15 protein-coding genes are annotated in these 18,656 nt (G+C 62.5%); 8 read left to right on the top strand and 7 right to left on the bottom strand.

Translation table 11 applies throughout. The annotated features are described in order from the left end of the window. Positions 1-84 precede the first annotated feature (84 nt). Positions 85-1,278 (top strand): DUF3142 domain-containing protein, encoded by a 1,194-nt coding sequence (locus AC515T_RS28850; RefSeq protein ID WP_496530918.1) that lies wholly within the window; start codon positions 85-87, stop codon positions 1,276-1,278. Then, positions 1,265-3,415, top strand: coding sequence for a hypothetical protein (locus AC515T_RS28845; RefSeq protein WP_496530917.1), 2,151 nt, complete (start codon positions 1,265-1,267; stop codon positions 3,413-3,415). Before AC515T_RS28850 ends, AC515T_RS28845 begins: the two co-directional genes overlap by 14 nt. 130 nt (positions 3,416-3,545) lie before the next feature. On the opposite strand, the gene lpdA is transcribed toward AC515T_RS28845, so the two are convergent. After that, a complete protein-coding gene (lpdA, locus tag AC515T_RS28840) occupies positions 3,546-4,946 on the bottom strand; it encodes a dihydrolipoyl dehydrogenase (RefSeq protein ID WP_496530916.1) in 1,401 nt (466 codons plus the stop codon). 221 nt (positions 4,947-5,167) lie between these two features. Here lpdA and hflK (AC515T_RS28835) point away from each other — a divergent pair, with 221 nt between their 5' ends. The 5 genes from hflK (AC515T_RS28835) (at position 5,168) to cfaB (ending at position 12,501) form a co-directional block, all read left to right on the top strand. Further along, complete coding sequence (gene hflK / locus AC515T_RS28835; protein WP_496530915.1) at positions 5,168-7,129, top strand: protease modulator HflK; 1,962 nt, start codon at positions 5,168-5,170, stop codon at positions 7,127-7,129. Next, positions 7,126-8,166 (top strand): protease modulator HflC, encoded by a 1,041-nt coding sequence (gene hflC, locus AC515T_RS28830; protein WP_496530914.1) that lies wholly within the window; start codon positions 7,126-7,128, stop codon positions 8,164-8,166. Before hflK (AC515T_RS28835) ends, hflC begins: the two co-directional genes overlap by 4 nt. Then, positions 8,163-9,215: a protease modulator HflK gene (hflK, locus tag AC515T_RS28825; protein ID WP_496530913.1), complete on the top strand. Its 1,053-nt coding sequence runs from the start codon at positions 8,163-8,165 to the stop codon at positions 9,213-9,215. Before hflC ends, hflK (AC515T_RS28825) begins: the two co-directional genes overlap by 4 nt. Continuing rightward, positions 9,212-11,131, top strand: a complete 1,920-nt coding sequence (locus tag AC515T_RS28820) for a heavy metal translocating P-type ATPase (protein ID WP_496530912.1) — start codon at positions 9,212-9,214, stop codon at positions 11,129-11,131. Before hflK (AC515T_RS28825) ends, AC515T_RS28820 begins: the two co-directional genes overlap by 4 nt. Positions 11,132-11,313: 182 nt before the next feature. After that, the gene (gene cfaB, locus AC515T_RS28815) at positions 11,314-12,501 is read left to right on the top strand and encodes a C17 cyclopropane fatty acid synthase CfaB (protein ID WP_496530911.1); all 1,188 of its coding nucleotides are present in this window, start codon (positions 11,314-11,316) and stop codon (positions 12,499-12,501) included. Here cfaB and cls read toward each other — a convergent pair. Continuing rightward, positions 12,498-13,937 carry a cardiolipin synthase gene (gene cls / locus AC515T_RS28810; protein ID WP_496530910.1) on the bottom strand — a complete coding sequence of 480 codons (1,440 nt, stop codon included), beginning with the start codon at positions 13,935-13,937 and terminating at the stop codon, positions 12,498-12,500. The two genes, cfaB and cls, sit on opposite strands and share 4 nt — an antisense overlap. A 141-nt stretch (positions 13,938-14,078) precedes the next feature. Between cls and AC515T_RS28805 the strand changes: the two genes are divergently transcribed. After that, complete coding sequence (locus AC515T_RS28805) at positions 14,079-14,600, top strand: DUF3617 domain-containing protein (protein ID WP_496530909.1); 522 nt, start codon at positions 14,079-14,081, stop codon at positions 14,598-14,600. Positions 14,601-14,725: 125 nt separating this feature from the next. Here the strand turns inward: AC515T_RS28805 and AC515T_RS28800 are convergent, their stop codons facing one another. From AC515T_RS28800 to AC515T_RS28780, 5 genes are all read right to left on the bottom strand, one after another. Continuing rightward, positions 14,726-15,601 carry a metal ABC transporter substrate-binding protein gene (locus tag AC515T_RS28800; RefSeq protein WP_496530908.1) on the bottom strand — a complete coding sequence of 292 codons (876 nt, stop codon included), beginning with the start codon at positions 15,599-15,601 and terminating at the stop codon, positions 14,726-14,728. Positions 15,602-15,612: 11 nt separating this feature from the next. Then, positions 15,613-16,479 (bottom strand): metal ABC transporter permease, encoded by an 867-nt coding sequence (locus AC515T_RS28795; RefSeq protein ID WP_496530907.1) that lies wholly within the window; start codon positions 16,477-16,479, stop codon positions 15,613-15,615. Next, positions 16,479-17,147 (bottom strand): metal ABC transporter ATP-binding protein, encoded by a 669-nt coding sequence (locus AC515T_RS28790; RefSeq protein WP_496530906.1) that lies wholly within the window; start codon positions 17,145-17,147, stop codon positions 16,479-16,481. The genes AC515T_RS28795 and AC515T_RS28790 overlap by 1 nt, the downstream gene beginning before the upstream one ends. Then, entirely contained in the window at positions 17,144-18,040 is an 897-nt protein-coding gene (gene folE2, locus AC515T_RS28785; protein ID WP_496530905.1) for a GTP cyclohydrolase FolE2, read from the bottom strand. The genes AC515T_RS28790 and folE2 overlap by 4 nt, the downstream gene beginning before the upstream one ends. Before the next feature lie 119 nt (positions 18,041-18,159). Next, positions 18,160-18,552: a glutamine synthetase gene (locus tag AC515T_RS28780; RefSeq protein ID WP_496530904.1), complete on the bottom strand. Its 393-nt coding sequence runs from the start codon at positions 18,550-18,552 to the stop codon at positions 18,160-18,162. Positions 18,553-18,656 lie beyond the last annotated feature (104 nt).

Below are 18,656 nucleotides of genomic sequence, written 5' to 3'. Positions count from 1 at the left end.
ACACACCGCTATCGCGAGCAAGCTCGCTCCCACAATTATGTGCACGGCGTTAATCTGCGCACTTTTTCGGGGTGGTAAGGCTTCATGATTTTTCTTTTCCGACTAACCCTGGCCCTCGCCACGTTGCTTTTGGGAGGCTGCGAACAATCCCCGGCCCCGGCCCTCGATCAACAACTCTATATCTGGCAACGCCAATGGACGCCGGCCCACGCACTGGCGCTGCGCCAAAGCCAGGGTGACTTTTCCACGCTGCGGGTACTGGCATTGCAGGCTTTTCCCGGGGCGGGCTGGCGCCGTGCACGGATCGATCCGGCCCTGCTCAAGGCGGACGGCCGTCCGCTGATCGCCGTGATTCGCCTGGACGGCCAACTCAAGGCCCTGGACCAGGACGAGGTCATCGCGCAAATCCAGCAAGTGTTGGGTGATTGGCAAGCCCAAGGTCTGACCCCGATAGGGGTGGAGATCGACCACGATGCCGGCAATGCACGGCTGCCGGCCTATGGAAACTTCCTCGGCCAACTGCGGCACATCTTGCCGGCCAACCTGCGGCTCAGCATCACGGCGCTACCGGCCTGGCTCGACAGCCCCGCCTTGCCGGGGGTGTTGGAAGCGGTGGACAGCAGCGTGCTGCAGGTCCACGCGGTGAGTGATCCACGGCAAGGGCTGTTCGATCCGAAACAGGCCCGGCACTGGGCGCAACGCTGGAGCGATGTCACCACGCGGCCGTTCTATCTGGCCCTGCCGGCCTACGGCGTGGCGCTGCTGACCCAGGAGAGCGGCGTGCCGGTGGTGGAAAGCGAAGTGCCGATCGATCGCGGTGGCGAGCGTCGGGAGCTGCTGGCCGACCCGCGGCAAGTGGCCGGGCTGGCGGCGGATTTGCGGGCTGATCCGCCGCACCATCTCGCCGGGCTGATCTGGTTTCGCCTGCCCCTGGCCGGCGACCGACGAGCCTGGAGCCTGACCACACTCGGTGCCGTCGCCCGGGGCGATCCCCTGGACAGTCGCCTGGCGTTGCAGTGGAAGGAGCAGAGCGGTTTGTACGATATCCGCCTGGTCAACCAGGGCAATCTCGACAGCCCTTGGCCCCAGCGCCTGACGCTGGCTGTTGGCGCGTGTGACGGCGTCGATGCCTTGGCCGGTTATACGTTGCAACAAGCCCCCGGACTGCTTACCTTCACCCGCATTCAGGAAGGTCGCTTGGCTGCCGGCGCCCAACGGGCAATCGGCTGGGCGCGCTGTACGAAAATCGACCAAGGAGGTTTCAATGTTTACCCGTAAGTGGCCTCGTCACCTGCTGTGCCTGAGCCTGTGCCTGCCGCTGGCTCCGGCGCTGGCCTGCGGGCCGGATTTCCCGATGCGCCTGCTGGATAACCGCGCCCAGACGCTGGCGGAATTACCCGAAGGCAGCTTTCGCTTCGAGGTCAGCCGCCTCGGCCAGGCGCTTGCCGGGCTCAAGCCGGCCACCGAGGCGACGCGCAACCCGGACTACAGCTATGACGACCTGCCTTCCTACGTTGAGCAACGCAACCAGGCCGAGCGGATTGGCTTGACCCCGCCGCAACAAGCGGTGGTGGAGCGCTTGCGGGCGCTGACCGATATCGACCAGGTGGCGGCTGAAGCGGCTAATCTGCCGGGTGAGCTGCGCCTGTATGCGCTCGGCGCGGCGGCTTTTAACGTCGGCGAGCATCAGCGTGCCGTGGAAGCCTTCCAGCAACTGTTGGCGTTACCGGCTGACCAGCGTCGGTTGCGCAGCACCTGGGCCGCGTACTCCCTTGGACGGGCCTTGTTCGCCGTGAGTACCGAGGCGGGCAGCGGCGACCCTGTGGCCTTGCGGGATCAGGCGCGAGCAGCGTTTCGCCAGGCCCGGGAAATGAGCATTGCCGGCTTCAGCGATCCACTGGAACTGGGCATCGCCAGCCTGGGCGAAGAAGCCCGGGTGGCCTACACCGCCGACGACTGGGACAGCGCCATCGGCCTGTACGCGATCCAGAACCTGCAAGGATCCCCGGTCGGCTACAGCTCGTTGCTGCAATTGGCCGGTGATTTGAGTGTCCAGTCGGATGAACGCTTGAGTGAACTGCTCAAGACCAAGTCGGTGCAGCGACTGGTCACCGCCTACCTGCTCAGCCGCATCGGCTGGTGGGACGGTGAAGAGCCCTCGGGCGAGAAAAGGCTGGTCAAACTGCTGCAGGCCAACGCCCGGGACAACCTGGACGATGCCGACCGTCTGGCGGCGGTGAGTTACCAGCATGGCGACTACGCCAGCGCCCAGGCGTTTGTGCAGAAGGCTCCCGACACAGGCCTGGCCTGGTGGGTGCGCGCCAAGCTGGCCTTGCGCGACGGCGACAAGGTGGCCGCGGCGGCGGCTTATGCCAAGGCGGCCCAGGCATTTCCGAACGATGAATCCTGGGGCAGCCGGCGCACACCGGATTGGAATTACGAATCGGTGCAACCCAAATGCCGGGTCGAAGGTGAAAGCGCGATCCTGGCCTTGCAGCGCGGTGATTATCTGCAAGCTTTCGATCAGCTCTATCGCGGCCAGAGCAACTATTGGTACGACGCTGCCGCAGTGGCTGAGCGCGTGCTCACGGTGGATGAGCTCAAACAGTACGTCGATGCCCAAGTCCCGGCCCCACCGGCGTTGAGCCAGGAGGATCGGGACAACTATGTGCCGCTACCGGTGGCCGCGAGCCTGCGCAATCTGCTGGGCCGTCGTTTGTTGAGGGAAGGGCGCTTTGAGGAGGCGCCGGCTTATTTCGATAACGCCGACCTGCAGAACAAGGCCCGTGCCTATGGGCAATTGCGCCAGGACGCGGAGTCCAAATGGTGGCCAACCCGGCGGGCCGAGGCGTATTTCCATGCGTCCGGGATGGCGCGCAACTGGGGCATGGAGCTGCTCGGCTATGAGATGGCACCGGATTACGCCAGCCTGGGCGGCAATTACAGCCTGGAACCGGTCGAGCTGAGCGTCGGGCCGCTGGTGGCCGAAGGTGAAGTGCAACGCCAGCAGGCCAGCGCCGCGCAGCCGGACATGCGTTATCACTATCGGTTTGTCGCCGCGGCGCTGGCGAGCCAGGCGGCGGATTATCTGCCCCATACCAGCCAGGCGTTCGCGGCGGTGCTGTGCAAAGCGGTGGGGTACAACTCCAGCCTTGAGGAGCAAAGCGCGTTGTATCAGCGCTATGTGAAGGAAGGCCCGTACGTGGATTGGGCCGGGGATTTTGGTCATCAATGCCAGCAACCGGATTTCAGCACGGCGAACAAACGCTACGTGACCCAGGCCCTGGACCCGATCCGCTCGGCGCTGCGACCTTACAAGGTTTGGCTGGAAGTGGGTGGGGTCGTGTTGGTGGTAGCGTTGGGGTTGGGGCTGATCAGTCGGCGCCGGCGCAAGGCGCGGATGTCGGCCTCCTGAGATAAAGAACCCTCTTGGGAGCGAGCTTGCTCGCGATGAGGACATCACATACGCCCTTGTAGCGCCTGTAATGCCGCCATCGCGAGCTCGCTCCCACAGGGGCGGGTGTTATCGCCAGTGGGGCGTGTTCCTACATCTGCGTCGCCATCCCCTCCACATTCATGGCCGCCTGGCGCAACGCTTCCGAGCGGGTAGGGTGCGGGTGGCAGGTCAGGGCGATGTCCTCGGCCGAGGCGCTGAACTCCATGGCCACGCAGTATTCACCGATCATTTCACTGACGCTTGGGCCCACCAGGTGCACGCCAAGGATTTCATCGGTGTGTTCATCGGCCAGGACCTTGGCGAACCCTTCGGTCTCGTGGTTGATCTTGGCCCGGCTATTGGCCGTGAACGGAAACTTGCCGACCTTGTAGGCGCGGCCTTCGGCCTTGAGCTGCTCCTCGGTCTTGCCGACGCTGGCCAGTTCCGGACGGGTGTAGATGACGCTGGGGATCAGCGCGTAGTTGACCTCGGCGGCTTTGCCGGCGATCTGTTCGATGCAGGCCATGGCTTCGTCTTCGGCCTTGTGGGCCAGCATGGGGCCGGCCGTCACGTCGCCAATCACCCAGACGCCGGGTGCTTCAGTGCGGTGACGCTGGTTGGCGAGCATGCCGCGTTTATCGGTGCTCAACCCGACGTTCTCCAGCCCCAGCCCTTGCGTGTAGGGCCGACGGCCGATGGCGACCAGCACGTAATCGGCGTCCAGGGTCTGTGCTTCGCCGCCTGCGGCCGGTTCGATCTGCAATTGCACGCCACTGGCCGAGGGAATGGCGCCGGTGACCTTCGAACTCAACTTGAACTGGATGCCTTGTTTAGCCAAGGCCCGTTGCAGGGTCTTGCCGGCTTCGCCGTCCACGCCCGGGCAGATGCGATCGAGGTATTCCACCACAGTCACCTGGGCGCCCAGGCGCCGCCAGACCGAACCCAGTTCGAGGCCGATGACGCCTGCGCCGATCACCACCAGATGCCGGGGCACCTCACCCAGGGACAAGGCGCCGGTGGAGTCGAGGATGCGCTGGTTATCGATGGCCACGCCTGGCAGCGGCATGGGTTCCGAGCCGGTGGCGATGACGATGTCCTTGGCGTTCAGTTCGGTCTTGTTACCATCGTCCGCGGTGACGGTCACCTTGCCCGGCCCGTCGATGTGGCCCCAGCCTTTGATCCAGTCGACCTTGTTCTTGCGAAACAGAAACTCGATGCCCTTGGTCAGGCCCGTCACGCTTTCGTCTTTCTGCTTCATCATTTGCGCAAGATTGAGGGTGGGGCTGACTTCAATGCCCAGGTTGGCGAACTCCGCTCCCGTGGCCGCTTCGTACAGTTCCGAGGCGTGCAGCAGCGCCTTGGAGGGCATGCAACCGACGTTCAGGCAAGTGCCGCCCAGGGTGGCTCGGCCCTCGACACAAGCAGCCTTCAAACCCAACTGTCCGGCCCGAATCGCCGCGTTATACCCGCCGGGGCCGCCGCCCAGAATGACCACGTCGTAGTTGCTCATCACTGTTCTCCCGCTTGGCCTGATAAAAAATTATGCACGTAATATGAGCGTTTCCAGAGATTTCGGTCAAGGCTTAAGTCAAGAGGTCGGTCTGGGCCTTGTCATGAAGAATTCAAAACGGAAATTTCACAGCAATCGTTATAAGGTAACGGCCTATAACAGAGCGTCGGTGGCATCTGTCCACGGGCCCGGATTTTGATCGCCACGAAAGCTGGGGTGGTATGCAAGTCGATCTAGATATCGAGGGGGCGCAAGTGGCCGAATGGCCGCGTTTCCAGCGAGCGTCGTTTCAAGGGCACCGCTTGAAGCGGATCGCCTACGCCTTGGGAAGCGTGGCGGGCTTGGGCCTGGTCCTGGCGTTTTTTATCGGGGTGTTTTCGCCGCAATCGCTGTGGCCGGCCTTGCTGGTCAGCCAAGGTGCGGGACTGTTGGTGCTGGTGGCGGGCTTGCAATCCGCCTGGTGGGTGACGCAATGGCGCAGCAAGGCGCTGTTGCCGGCTGTGGATAACCTGCCGGCGGAAAACGAGCCTGTTGATAACCTGGGTTGGTATGAGCGACTGCTGGACCGCATCGGTGCCCGTTCAGTCGGCGTGCTCAAGCAAATCGGGGCGCCTGCGTTGTGGCTGGCCGGTTGGGCCGTGCTGGTATTGCTAAGCCTGGAGCAAGCCTGGAACTTGCAATTGCCGGCTGCCGCCCTTGGCGTCTCGGCCAGTGTGGGGGCGGTGCTATCGTTGTTGTTGGCGTTCGGGTTATTGGTGTTCGAGCGGCAATTGGCCCAGCAGTCCCCCGTGGAATGGCCGGAAGCGCCAGCGCTGGCGCAACTGACGCGGGTGGCGATCATCGTGCTGGTGCTCGGCGCCTTGTGCTTGTTGTTCGCCGCAGAAACGTCCATCTGGCCGATGCGCCTGGCGGTGTTGATGGGGTTGTTGCCGGGGCTGGTGGCGGCGGAGTTGTTGCTGCGCGCGGTGCTGTCGTTGTTCAGCCCCCGCCGGGACACCCTTGAGCCGACGCTGCTAGGCCGCAGTGTCATTGCCGATCTGCTGCGCTGGCCGCCGCAACCCTGGCTGGCTTTGCAACATGAACTGCATAACCGTTTCGGCATCGACCTTCGCCAGATCTGGGCCTTCAGCTACATGCGCCGGGCTTTTTTGCCGGTGTTGGCGTTGGTGGCCTTGGTGGGCTGGTTGTTGACGGGCTTGCACGAAGTGCCGTTGCAGGGGCGGGGCATTTATGAGCGCTTCGGTAAACCGGTGGAAGTATTCGGCCCTGGCCTGCACGCCGCCTTGCCTTGGCCGTGGGGCAGGGTACTCAATGTCGAGAATGGCGTGGTGCATGAACTGGCGACCAGCGTTACGGATAGTCGCGCGGTGGCCGAGGCCGAACCGGCGGAGGGGCCGGCGCCGGCAATCGCCAATCGGTTGTGGGACGCCAGTCATGTGAACGACAAATCCCAGGTCATTGCCAGCCGTCGTGCCGACCAGCAGAGCTTCCAGATCGTCAACATGGATGTGCGCTTTGTCTATCGCATCGGCCTGACGGATGCCGCGGCGCTGGCGGCGACTTACAACAGCGCCGATGTGCCGACGCTGATCCGCAGCACCGCCAGCCGCATCCTGGTGCATGAGTTCGCTTCGCGTACGTTGGATGGTTTGCTGGGCGCGGACCGTGTGAGCCTGGCCGACGAAATCGGTCGCGCCGTTCAGGCGGACTTGCAGTCCCTCGACAGCGGGGTGGAAATCCTGGCAACGGTGGTGGAGGCGATTCATCCGCCGGCCGGTGCGGCCAATGCCTACCACGGTGTGCAGGCGGCCCAGATCGGTGCCCAGGCCTTGATCGCTCGGGAGCGTGGCGCGGCGGCGGAACAGACCAACCAGGCGCAATTGCAGGTCAGCATCGCCCATGACCAGGCCACTGCCACTGCGCGGGAAATCAACGCAACCGCCCAAGCTGCCGATTTGCGCTTCAACGCCGACCGCAAAGCCTACGCCACCGCGGGGCACGCTTTTGTCCTGGAACATTACTTGAGCCAACTGAGCCAGGGCCTCGGCAATGCCCAGTTGCTGATTCTCGATCATCGCCTGGGCGGTAGCAGCAACGCACCGACCATCGACTTGCGTACCTTCACGCTGCCGGCCGACCCCGCGTCGCCGCGTAACCCTGTCCCGCCAGGAGCTGCCCATTGAGCCAGTCCCCTTCACACGGTCACCACGACCACGCCGGTCACGATCACGGCCATGCCGGTCATCACCATGGCCATCATCACCACCATCACGGCGACCCGCAGCAGGCCGGGCCGTTTCCTTGGCGGCGGATGGGCTGGGCGGTGCTGCTGGTGGCATTTGCCGTCGCGGCCGCGAGCCTGGTGCAAGTGCGCTCGGGGGAGGCCACGGTCATCACCCGTTTCGGCAATCCGGCCCGGGTGCTGCTGCAACCCGGCCTGGGGTGGCGCTGGCCGGCGCCGTTCGAGGCGGCGATCCCGGTGGACCTGCGATTGCGCACCACCTCCAGCGGCCTGCAGGATGTCGGAACCCGCGACGGACTGCGGATCATTGTCCAGGCCTACGTGGCCTGGCAGGTGCAGGGTGACCCGGACAACGTACAGCGTTTCATGCGCGCGGTGCAGAACCAACCGGACGAAGCGGCACGGCAGATCCGCACATTTGTCGGCTCGGCGCTGGAAACCACGGCCGCCAGTTTTGATCTGGCGAACCTGGTCAACACCGATGCCAGCCAAGTGCGCATCGCCGATTTCGAAGCCCAACTGCGTCAGCAGATTGATCAACAGTTGCTCACCACTTACGGCGTGCGAGTGTTGCAAGTCGGTATCGAACGTCTGACCTTGCCCTCGGTGACGCTGACCGCAACGGTGGATCGCATGCGGGCCGAGCGCGAAACCATTGCCACCGAACGCACTGCCATCGGCAAGCGCGAAGCGGCGCAGATTCGCTCCGCCGCGGAACGTGATGCCCGCGTCGTGCAAGCTGATGCCACGGTGAAAGCCGCGGATATCGAAGCGCAGTCCCGGGTAGAAGCCGCCGAGATTTATGGCCGGGCGTACGCCGGTTCTCCCCAGCTCTACAATCTGCTCCGTTCGCTGGACACCTTGGGCACCATCGTCAGCCCAGGTACCAAGCTGATTTTGCGTACCGACGCCGCGCCATTCCGTGTCCTGGTGGACGGTCCTGCTTCTATGGAAGGCAAGGGTGGAACACAACCATGAGTGTGGTTCCACGTGGAACAAATGAGTTATCCAGTCCGTGGATCCAGGCCAGTCGCTTGGCGTTTCTGGCACTTTACGCCGTCACGGTGCTGGCGGCTTTGGCCTGGGTGTTCTCCAACGTGCGGCAAATCGATCCGCAGAATCGTGCAGTGGTGCTGCACTTTGGTGCCTTGGATCGCATCCAGAATGCCGGCCTCTTGTTGGCGTGGCCGCGTCCTGTGGAACAAGTGATTCTACTGCCGGCAGCGGATCGGGTGCTTGAGCGGCGGGTGGAAAATCTACTGCGCTCGGACGCGGCTTTGCAGGCTGATCGTGTGGCCAGTTTCGCCACGCCGGTCAGCGATGCGTTGGCCGGTTCTGGTTATTTATTGACCGGTGATGCTGGCGTGGTGCAACTGGATGTGCGGGTGTTCTACAAAGTCACCGACCCTTACGCTTTCGTCTTGCAAGGTGAACATGTGCTGCCGGCACTGGACCGACTGGCGACCCGCAGTGCCGTGGCGCTGACTGCAGCCCGGGACCTGGACACGATTCTGGTGGCTCGTCCCGAACTGATGGGCAGTGACAACCAGGCCGCCGAGCGCCGCGAACGCTTGCGGGGCGATCTGGTGCAGGGACTTAACCGACGCCTGGCTGACCTGGCGGCGACAGGGCAGGGGCTGGGCATCGAAGTGGTGCGGGTCGACGTGCAATCGAGTCTGCCCGGGCCGGCGGTGAGTGCGTTCAACGCGGTCCTGACCGCCAGCCAGCAGGCCGATAAAGCTGTGGCGAACGCGCGCACCGAAGCCGAAAAACTCACCCAGGCCGCTCGTCAGGACGCTGATCGTGCCGTGCAAGTCGCCCATGCCCAGGCCAGCGAACGGCTCGCCAAGGCGTCGGCCGACACGGCCACGGTGCTCGGCCTGGCGAAGACCCAAGGCAGCGATCCACAGATGCTGCTGCGCCTGTATCGCGAACGCATGCCCGCCATCCTTCGTCAGGCCGGTTCGGTGACCACGGTCGACCCGAAAGACGATTCCCGCCTGATCATCCAGGGAGCCGGCCAATGACCGCTCAAACGCCTGCTGTACCGATGTTGTCCTCGACCGAGCAACGCATCGCCGCTCGGCAATTGACCCTGGCGATGCTCGCCCTCGGTTTGCTCGCCCTGGGCCTGGCCTGGCGCGGCTGGTCGCCGGAGCAGGGTGGTGTCAGCCAGCTGCTATTGGGGTTCGCCTCGCTGCTGGTGGCGGTGCCGGTGATGCGCTCGGCCTGGTACAGCTTGCGCTATCCAAGCCTGCACGGGATCACTGACCAACTGATCGCCCTGGCGATGCTTGGCGCCTGGGCCACCGGCGATCTGCTGACGGCGGCGTTGCTGCCGATCATCATGATCTTCGGCCATGTGCTGGAAGAGCGCAGTGTCATCGGTTCCCAGGAGGCGATCCATGCCCTCGGCCAACTGACCCGCAGCCAAGGTCGCAAGGTACAGGCCGACGGCTCGATCATCGATGTCGACAACGCGACGCTCCAGCCTGGCGATGTCGTGGAGGTGCGCGCCGGTGACCGGGTGCCGGCCGATGGTCGAGTGCTGTCCGGCCAGGCCAGCCTCGACACCGCGCCCATCACCGGTGAGTCGGTGCCGCTGGAGGCGGTGGTCGGCACGGAAGTCTTTGGTGGCGCGATCAACCTCGATGGCCTGCTGCGCCTGGAGGTGACCCGCACCGGTGAAGAATCCACCCTGGGCAAAGTCATCGCCCTGATGCAAAACGCCGAACGCTCCAAGCCACCCATCACCCGCTTGTTGGAACGCTACGCCGGCAGTTATCTGGTATTGGTGTTGCTGTTGGCGGCAGTGACCTGGTTCGTGACCAACGATGCCCAGGCGATGCTGGCAGTACTGGTGGCCGCGTGTCCTTGCGCGTTGGTGTTGTCGGCGCCGGCCACTGCCATTGCCGGGATCGCCGTGGCGGCGCGCCACGGGATCCTGATTCGCAGTTCGGCGTTCCTGGAAGAACTGGCGGATTTGACTTCGTTGGTGGTCGACAAGACCGGCACCTTGACCTATGGCGTCCTGCGCCTGCAATCCATCGACCGTGCCCAGGATGCTCACGCATCGTTGCTGCTGCCGTTGGCCGCCAGCCTGGGTTCGGCCAGCAGTCATCCAGTCAGTCGTGCCTTGGCAGGGTTGGTGGAGCAGGACAATTGCCTGGCACTGACGGACATTCGCGAGCGTCAGGGGTTGGGGGTGGTCGCGATGACCGCCCAGGGCGAAGCGGCGCTTGGTCGGCCGGAGTTGTTTGCACAGCTGGGCATTCAAACCTCGGCGGTCCCTGAGCACGACGGCCCGATTGCCGGCCTGGCCCTGGACGGGCAATTCCTCGCCTGGCTGCTGTTGGCCGACAGCGTCAAGCCGGAGGCACAGGTGGCCATGGCCGAACTGCGGGAGTTGGGCCTGGGCCGTCAGTTGTTGTTGACCGGCGACCGCCAGAGCGTGGCCGCGACCCTGGCCCGGGATGTCGGCATCGGCGACGTGCAAGCCCAGGCCTTGCCGGAAGACAAACTCAAGCGGGTCATGGCGGAAATCGACCATGGGTTCCGCCCCATGGTGGTAGGCGATGGCATCAACGATTCTCTGGCCCTCAAGGCCGGGGTGGTGGGCGTCGCCATGGGCGCGGGCGGTGCGGACATTGCCCTGGCGTCGGCAGACATCGTGCTGATTGGCAGCGACCTGCGGCGTCTCGGCACCTGCGTGCGACTGAGTCGCCAGTGTCGGCGCACGTTGCAGGTCAATGTGATCATTGGCTTGGGCTGGACGCTGGCCATCGTTGCCTTTGCCGCCTTCGGCTGGCTGGGGGCGGCGGGGGCGATGATCGCTGCGCTGCTGCACAATCTCAGCACTCTGCTAGTGTTAGGTAATGCCGGGCGCTTGCTGCGGTTCCAGGAGCCACTGCTCAAGATCCAAGCGAAGGGCACCGTTGGATAGCTTCAGGCGAACTGTGCGTCACCCGTGCAGTCTGCTATTGGAGAGGGCGTACCGCCGCAGCAGTGACCCACCACAGGAGTGATTTGGGACAGCGATAGAAAAAGGCTATAAATTCGATAGCCTGCTATTTTTCTAGCATGGTCTACCCTCATTTCAGACGTCTGAAACAAGGGGGATTTTCCATGCTCGCGCAACTTCCACCGGCCTTACAGAATCTGCATCTACCGCTTCGGCTGCGGCTCTGGGATGGCCATGAATTTTCACTGGGGGACGACCCCAGCGTCACGATTGTGGTCAAGGACCCACAAATGGTCGCGCAATTCACCCACCCCAGCCTGGACGCATTGGGGGCTGCGTTTGTCGAAGGCAAGCTGGAGCTCGAAGGTTCTATCCACGAAGTCATTCGGGTCTGCGATGAATTGAGCCAGGCATTGGTGGATGACGATCCCGACAACCAGCCGGTGCGCTCGGTCCACGACAAGGAAACCGACGCCAAGGCGATTTCCTACCACTACGATCTTTCCAACGCGTTTTATCAGCTATGGCTCGATAGCGACATGGCCTATTCCTGTGCCTATTTCGAGACGGGCAGCGAAACCCTCGAACAGGCCCAGCAAGCCAAGTTCCGCCACCTGTGTCGCAAGCTGCGACTGCAACCGGGTGACTACCTGTTGGATGTCGGTTGCGGATGGGGTGGCCTGGCGCGTTATGCCGCGCGGGAGTTTGGCGCCAAGGTCTTCGGCATTACCCTGAGCAAGGCGCAACTGACGCTGGCCCGGGAACGCGTCAAGGCCGAAGGCCTGGAGGATCAGGTCGAGTTGCAACTGCTGGATTACCGCGATCTGCCCCAGGACGGCCGCTTCGACAAAGTGGTCAGCGTGGGTATGTTCGAGCATGTCGGCCACGCCAATCTGGAACAGTACTGCAAGACGCTGTTCGGCGCGGTGCGTGAGGGTGGGCTGGTGATGAACCATGGCATCACCGCCAAGCACACCGACGGGCGTCCGGTCGGTCGCGGCGCGGGCGAGTTCATTGAGAAGTACGTATTCCCCAACGGCGAGCTGCCGCACCTGTCGATGATTTCCGCCCACATCAGCGAAGCGGGGCTGGAGATCGTCGATGTGGAAAGCTTGCGTATGCACTATGCACGCACGCTCGATCACTGGAGTGAACGCCTGGAGGACAACCTCGAGTCAGCGTCGAAGGAGGTGTCGGAGCAGGCATTGCGGATCTGGCGTCTGTACTTGGCCGGCTGCGCTTACGCGTTCGCCAAGGGCTGGATCAACCTCCACCAGATCCTGGCGGTGAAGGCCCATGCCGACGGTAGCCATGAGCTGCCGTGGACCCGCGACGACATCTACAGGCCTTAGAGAATCGGCGAAATAAGCCGGGCGATCCGCATGCCGACCTTCTGCAGGCGGTGGGTCTCCCGGCTTTCCTGTGTGTCGATTTCCTGGGCTTGGGCAAAGTCTTCTTCGAGCATCTGTTCGACTTCGCTGGCGAACGGGATATCCACGGTGAGCAGCATGACTTCGAAGTTCAAGCGGAACGAACGGTTGTCCAGGTTCGCACTGCCAATGGCGCTGATTTCGCGATCGATCAACACCACTTTCTGATGCAGAAAGCCCGGCCCATAACGGAACATCCGCACACCGGCCCGCACCGCTTCAAACGCATACAGGCTGGATGCTGCGTAGACGATCTTGTGGTCGGGCCGCGACGGCAGCAGGATGCGCACATCCACGCCGCGCAGTACCGCCAGGCGCAAGGCGGCGAATACCGCTTCGTCGGGGATGAAGTAGGGTGTGGTGATCCAGACGCGTTCGCTGGCGGCGTGAATGGCCTCGACGAAAAACAATGAACAGGTTTCATAGTCATCGGCCGGGCCGCTCGCCAGCAACTGGCACAGCACGCCGTCGTCCGGGTAGCTGTCCGGCAGGATCAGCGGGGGCAGGGAACGGGCCGCCCAGAACCAGTCTTCGGCGAACGACTCTTGCATACTCGCCACCACCGGCCCGCTCACTTGCACATGGGTGTCGCGCCACGGGGCCAGGGGCGGTTTATCGCCCATGTATTCGTCACCCACGTTGTGCCCGCCGACGAACCCTTGCACGCCGTCCACCACCACGATCTTGCGATGGTTGCGAAAGTTGACCTGGAACCGATTGAGCCAGCCGCTGCGGGTGGCGAAGGCTTTTACATGGACGCCACCGTCGCGCAAGGCCTGCACGTAGCGGTGGGGCAGGGAATGGCTGCCGATGCGGTCATAGAGCAGATACACGGCGACGCCTTCGGCGGCTTTCTTCAGGAGCAGCGTGTGCAGGCGTTGACCGAGGCGGTCGTCATGGATGATGAAAAACTGAATCAGCACGGCCTGTCGTGCCTGCTCGATGGCCTGGAAAATCGCTTCGAACGTGGCATGGCCGTTGACGAGCAAACGTACCTGGTTATTCGCCAGGCACGGCGTGCGTCCCAGTTTCGGCATGGCCCGTAACGAGGCGTAGGCCTGGGAGGCGCGCGCGGTCAGGGCCTCTTCGACCCAGGGGCGCCAGTTCAGCTCGGAGATCGCCTTGCGCATCTCTTCGTTGGCTTGTCGGCGCGCCTTGATGTAACCATCGAACGTGCTGCGGCCGAACACCAGATAAGGAATCAACGTCAGGTAGGGAATGAAGGTCAGCGACAAGGCCCAGGCAATCGAGCCCTGGGCTGTACGCACCGTCAGTACGGCGTGGACAGCAGCGATGGAACCCAGGGTATGGAGCAGCGCGATCAGGTAACCGAAAACATGCGGGCCGAAATAATCCATGGGGCAGCCTTGCTCCTGAAGTTTCAATGCTTAACAGACCATGTTCCAGGGCGAATGTCGCTAATTAATTCACAGGTTCGGGCCCTGAACCGAAGCCCGTGGGCGGCGTCTAACGGCCACTTGTCCTCTGGAGTTCGTGTAATGAATGTTCGTCTGCTGGGTGTGGCCTTGACGATGGGTTTGTCGGTTCCGATGGCGGCTCAGGCGCAGATGCTCCAACCGGGTTTGTGGGAATTGACCACCAGCAACATGAAGGTCGATAACCAGAACCTGCCGGACCTGCAACTGATCCTCGGCCAGTTGCAAACCCAGATGACCCCGGAGCAACGGGCGATGCTGGAAAAGCAAGGCATCACTATGGGCGGTAAGGGCATTCGTGTGTGCCTGACCCCGGCGCAGGTGCAAACCAATGACATTCCGCTGCAAGACCCGCAATCGGGTTGCAAGCAGCAGATCACCGAGCGCACCGGTAATCAGTGGAAGTTTCGCTTCAGTTGCCCGAAAGCCCAGGGTAATGGCGTCGCGACCTTCCAGAGCGATCGTGAATTCACCACCAAGGTCAACGGCACGTTCAATGCCACCGGCATCCAGCAGAACGGCAGCCTCGACACGCGCGCGGTATGGTTGGGGCAGGATTGCGGGACGGTCAAGCCAAGGGCTTGAATCGGGTATGAGGGAATCCTTGTTGAACCTGTGAGAGCAAAGCTTGCTCGCGATGCAGACAACTCGGTGAATCGCTAAGCGCATCACCGCTCATCGCGGGCAAGCCTTGCTCCCACAGTGCTCGATCAAGGCCGACTCAACGCCTCATACAACGTGTTGAGGTTGTATTCAAACAGGCCGGTAAACGTGCTGGCCGGTCCGCTGGCGGCGAGTGCGTCGGAATACAACGTGCCGCCGATGTGCGCGCCGCTCTCGTCGGCGATCTGCTTGAGCAGACGCGCATCCTTGATGTTTTCCATGAACACCGCTTTGACTTTGGCCTGACGGATCTGAGTAATCAGCGCCGCGACTTCCGCCGCCGACGGTTCACGTTCGGTGGACAAACCCTGGGGGGCCATGAACTCGATGCCATAGGCCTGGCCCAGGTAACCGAATGCATCGTGGGAGGTCACGATCTTGCGATTACCGGCAGGTAACGCACCGAGCTTGGCCTTGGCTTCGGCGAGCAGGGCGTAGATTTTCTTCAGGTACGCTTGGCTGTTGCGTTCGTAATCGGCCTTGTTGGCCGGGTCGGCAGCTTCCAGTGCCTTGGTGATGTTGCTGACGTACAGCTCGGCGTTCGCCAGGTTGTGCCACGCGTGCGGGTCGGGAATGGTCTCGCCATCCTCATCCAGTGACCGCGGGATGACGCCGCGGCTGGCGCTGATCACCGGGGCGCTGGTTTCGGTGCTGGTCACCAGGCGGTCCAGCCACGGCTCGAAGCCCAAGCCATTCTTGATGATCAGTTTTGCCCTGAGCAACGCCTTGGCGTCGTCTGGCGTGGGTTCGTAGGTGTGTGCATCGGCGTCCGGCCCGACCATGTTGGTGATTTGAATATGCTCACCGCCGACCTGTCGGGTCATGTCGGCGAGGATGCTGAAGCTGGTCACTACCTGGAGTTTTTCGGCGGCGAACACGGACATGGACAGCATCAGACTGAGTAGCACGAGCAGAACGCGCATCGGGAGACACCTCATTGGGATGTGAGCAAAGGCGGGCGGCGCAACAAACCGTGCACCGGACCGAATACCACCGACAACAGATACGACACGCCTGCCACCAGAACGATGGACGGCCCGCTGGGCAGTGAGTAATAGAACGACAAGAGCAGGCCAAGCCAAACCGAGAGGCAACCGAGCAGCCCGGCGATCAGCATCAGCAGCGGCAGGCGACGGCTCCAGAATCGTGACGCGGCGGCCGGCAGCATCATCAAGCCAACCACCATCAGCGCACCGATGGCCTGGAAGCCGATCACCAGGTTCAACACCACCAGAGTCAGGAACACACCATGGGCCAACGGGCCGAGTCGACTGACGGTTTGCAGGAACAGCGGATCCAGGGTATCGAGCAGCAGTGGTCGATAGATCAACGCCATCGCCACCAGGCTGGCGCCGGAAACCCACACCATGCCGGTGAGTGTCGGGCCGTCTACCGCCAGGGCCGAGCCGAACAGCAGATGAAGCAAGTCCAGGCGTTTGCCGGCGATGCCGAGGATCAGGACACCCGCCGCCAGAGAAATGGGATAAATCGCCGCGAGGCTGGCGTCCTCTCGCAGGCCGGTACGACGGGTGATCCAGGCGGCGAGCCCGGCCATGCTCAGGCCAGCGCCCAGGCCGCCCAGGGTCAAGGCCGGTAGGCTCAGCCCGGCAAACCAGAAGCCGAGGGCGGCGCCGGGCAGGATGCCGTGAGCCACGGCGTCACCAATCAGGCTCATGCGCCGAAGAATCAGGAACACACCCAACGGCGCAGTACTACACGCCAACACCAGCCCCCCCAGCAAGGCCCGGCGCATGAAGAGAAACTCTTGGAACGGTTGCCAGAAATGCGTGGCCGCGAGCATCAGGCCACCCACGTTTGGGGTTGTTGGGCAATCAAGTCGACACTGCGGCCCAGCACGCAGCCGGTGTTTTTGATCACCAACGTATGAGGGACATGTTGGCGTACCGCGGCGAGGTCATGACACACCACCACGAGGGTCCTGCCTGCGGCGTGCCAGCGATGAATGTGTTTCCACAGTAGCGCCTGGCCTTGTTCGTCGAGGGCGGCGTGGGGTTCGTCGAGCAACAGCAAGGGCGCTTCGGCCAAGCCCAAGCGCGCGAGCAGGGCACGTTGCAACTCGCCTCCCGACAGCGCCATCAGCGGACGATGCTCAAGGCCGTTCAGCGCCCAATCGTCCAGTACGGTCTGCAGCAACTGTCGACGCATGGCGGGTGTGTGGCGATTGCCCCAAGAACCGGCCGCCACCAGGTCTTGCAAACTGATGGGAAATTGCCGATCCAAATGTTGCTGCTGAGGCAGGAATGAAACCCCGCCACGCCGTGGAACATTCAACGCGACTTTGCCGGCTAGCGGCTTTTGCAGCCCCGCAAGCACTTTCAACAGGCTGCTTTTGCCCGAGCCGTTGGCACCGATGATGGCGGTGAGGCTGCCCGCCGGTCGCTCCATGGCGAGGGGCGGTGTGAGGGGGTGTCCGGGGGCACCCCAGCGCAGTGCTTGGCAGTTGATCATGATGGCTCCCGGGTCCAGCGGCTTTGCGCCACGGCGTCATGGGCATGAAGGCTTTCGGCATGCACGACGCGGACATCCAGAGCGGTGATCGCCGATGAGCGGGCCAGGGCCGTGCTCAATCGCCGCGCGGCATCTTCGCAGAACATCAGGTTTTGGCCGTTGGCCAGGGCGAATGCTTGTTCATCGGCGCGTTTGACGGCGGTTTGCACGGCGGTGCCGAGGGCTGCTTCGGCTTGGTTGATGAACGACTGCAGCGGTAATTCGTCAACAGCGGCGTCCAGGCGCAGGTTCAAGGTCGCCGTGCTGCGCTGACTATGGGGGGTGGCGACAATGCCGTTCGATGAACCCAGCCAGGCGAGGACTTCGGCATGCTCAAGTTGCTTGTTAGCAAAGTCGTCGACAAATTGCTGTTGGATCAACTGCCGGGCAAGGGCTGCCGAACAAGGGCAAGTCGAGGAGTAGGGGATCTGAATTTTCAGTTCCACGTGGAACATTGTGTTTTTCAAGTGAGCTTCGATGCTCACTGGATAGCCTTTCCAACCTGCCAACGGGCTGATCAACGCCGGACGTTTTAACAGTAGATCGGTATGCACGCTGAGTGAAGCCGTTTGGGACAAGCCTTCGTGACTATCGAGAAATTGTTCGAGGATTCGACGCAATAGCGCTGGCGAAAGTGGCGTCTCTTCAAGTAACCCCAGCGCCAGGTATAAGCGTGACATGTGAATGCCCCGCGCCTCACCGTCATCGAGGCTGACACCGGCATCGGCCGTTGCACTGATACGCTGGCCGTCAATCAACACCGGCGTTGCGATGCCACACATGCCCACCCAATCAAGGGGCAGGGTTTGACGTGAAACCTGCGCAGCCACGTCGGGCAGCGTTAACGCATTCATGGTCAAGGTCCATCGAAGGTTCAAAATTAGATGTTATAGTATAACAGTAAATTTTTAGAAACCTTTTCCATGAAAGGAGTTTCATCTCCCCAAAAACCGCCTACGTTCCACGTGAAACATCAGCGCGATGAGTCCTGACAGCCGTTCATGCGGCCGCATGTAAATGCGCCGGTGCTACCGCCCGAGCTTGAAAAGCGATTGAGAGTTGTCCAGCCCACACGCCGACTGTACCCAACCCAACTTTCTCCATCTGACGCCAAGCCGGTAAAGAATGTGAGCTGACCGTAACGGCTATTTGTTTGTGCCCAATAACGGCGACTGGCGGCTTCAAAGCCGCGCAAATAAATCGTGTTTCCAGCCGTCGCGACGCTATAGGCATTGCCTTGCATATCTACGCAGGCCAGCAAATTCGCGCTGCGAGTGCAGTTCGCCAAGAGTGGACTTTGGGCCGCAGCGCCTAGCGCCCACAGCAACAGCGGGACGGCAAAAACGATTTTCAGATGATTGTGCATGGATTGATCTCAGACCAATGAGGACCGGCGGGGCTGGCTGAATCGTATTGTTATACTATAACATAAAAACTATCCAGACCCTGAACCTAGCCAAACCCTGGAAA

The sequence above is a fragment of the Pseudomonas sp. FSO-7 genome (genome assembly GCF_059579345.1).
Note: the sequence above shows the minus strand (reverse complement) of the source record. Positions and strands in the feature narration are given on the sequence as shown.

Bases quoted from the DNA above. Each gene is read 5' to 3' on its own strand.
- AC515T_RS28850 (WP_496530918.1), top strand. From the start codon at position 85: ATGATTTTTCTTTTCCGACTAACCCTGGCCCTCGCCACGTTGCTTTTG.
- AC515T_RS28845 (WP_496530917.1), top strand. From the start codon at position 1,265: ATGTTTACCCGTAAGTGGCCTCGTCACCTGCTGTGCCTGAGCCTGTGC.
- lpdA (WP_496530916.1), bottom strand. From the start codon at position 4,946: ATGAGCAACTACGACGTGGTCATTCTGGGCGGCGGCCCCGGCGGGTAT.
- hflK (WP_496530915.1), top strand. From the start codon at position 5,168: ATGCAAGTCGATCTAGATATCGAGGGGGCGCAAGTGGCCGAATGGCCG.
- hflK (WP_496530913.1), top strand. From the start codon at position 8,163: ATGAGTGTGGTTCCACGTGGAACAAATGAGTTATCCAGTCCGTGGATC.
- AC515T_RS28820 (WP_496530912.1), top strand. From the start codon at position 9,212: ATGACCGCTCAAACGCCTGCTGTACCGATGTTGTCCTCGACCGAGCAA.
- cfaB (WP_496530911.1), top strand. From the start codon at position 11,314: ATGCTCGCGCAACTTCCACCGGCCTTACAGAATCTGCATCTACCGCTT.
- cls (WP_496530910.1), bottom strand. From the start codon at position 13,937: ATGGATTATTTCGGCCCGCATGTTTTCGGTTACCTGATCGCGCTGCTC.
- AC515T_RS28805 (WP_496530909.1), top strand. From the start codon at position 14,079: ATGAATGTTCGTCTGCTGGGTGTGGCCTTGACGATGGGTTTGTCGGTT.
- AC515T_RS28800 (WP_496530908.1), bottom strand. From the start codon at position 15,601: ATGCGCGTTCTGCTCGTGCTACTCAGTCTGATGCTGTCCATGTCCGTG.
- AC515T_RS28795 (WP_496530907.1), bottom strand. From the start codon at position 16,479: ATGCTCGCGGCCACGCATTTCTGGCAACCGTTCCAAGAGTTTCTCTTC.
- AC515T_RS28790 (WP_496530906.1), bottom strand. From the start codon at position 17,147: ATGATCAACTGCCAAGCACTGCGCTGGGGTGCCCCCGGACACCCCCTC.
- folE2 (WP_496530905.1), bottom strand. From the start codon at position 18,040: ATGAATGCGTTAACGCTGCCCGACGTGGCTGCGCAGGTTTCACGTCAA.
- AC515T_RS28780 (WP_496530904.1), bottom strand. From the start codon at position 18,552: ATGCACAATCATCTGAAAATCGTTTTTGCCGTCCCGCTGTTGCTGTGG.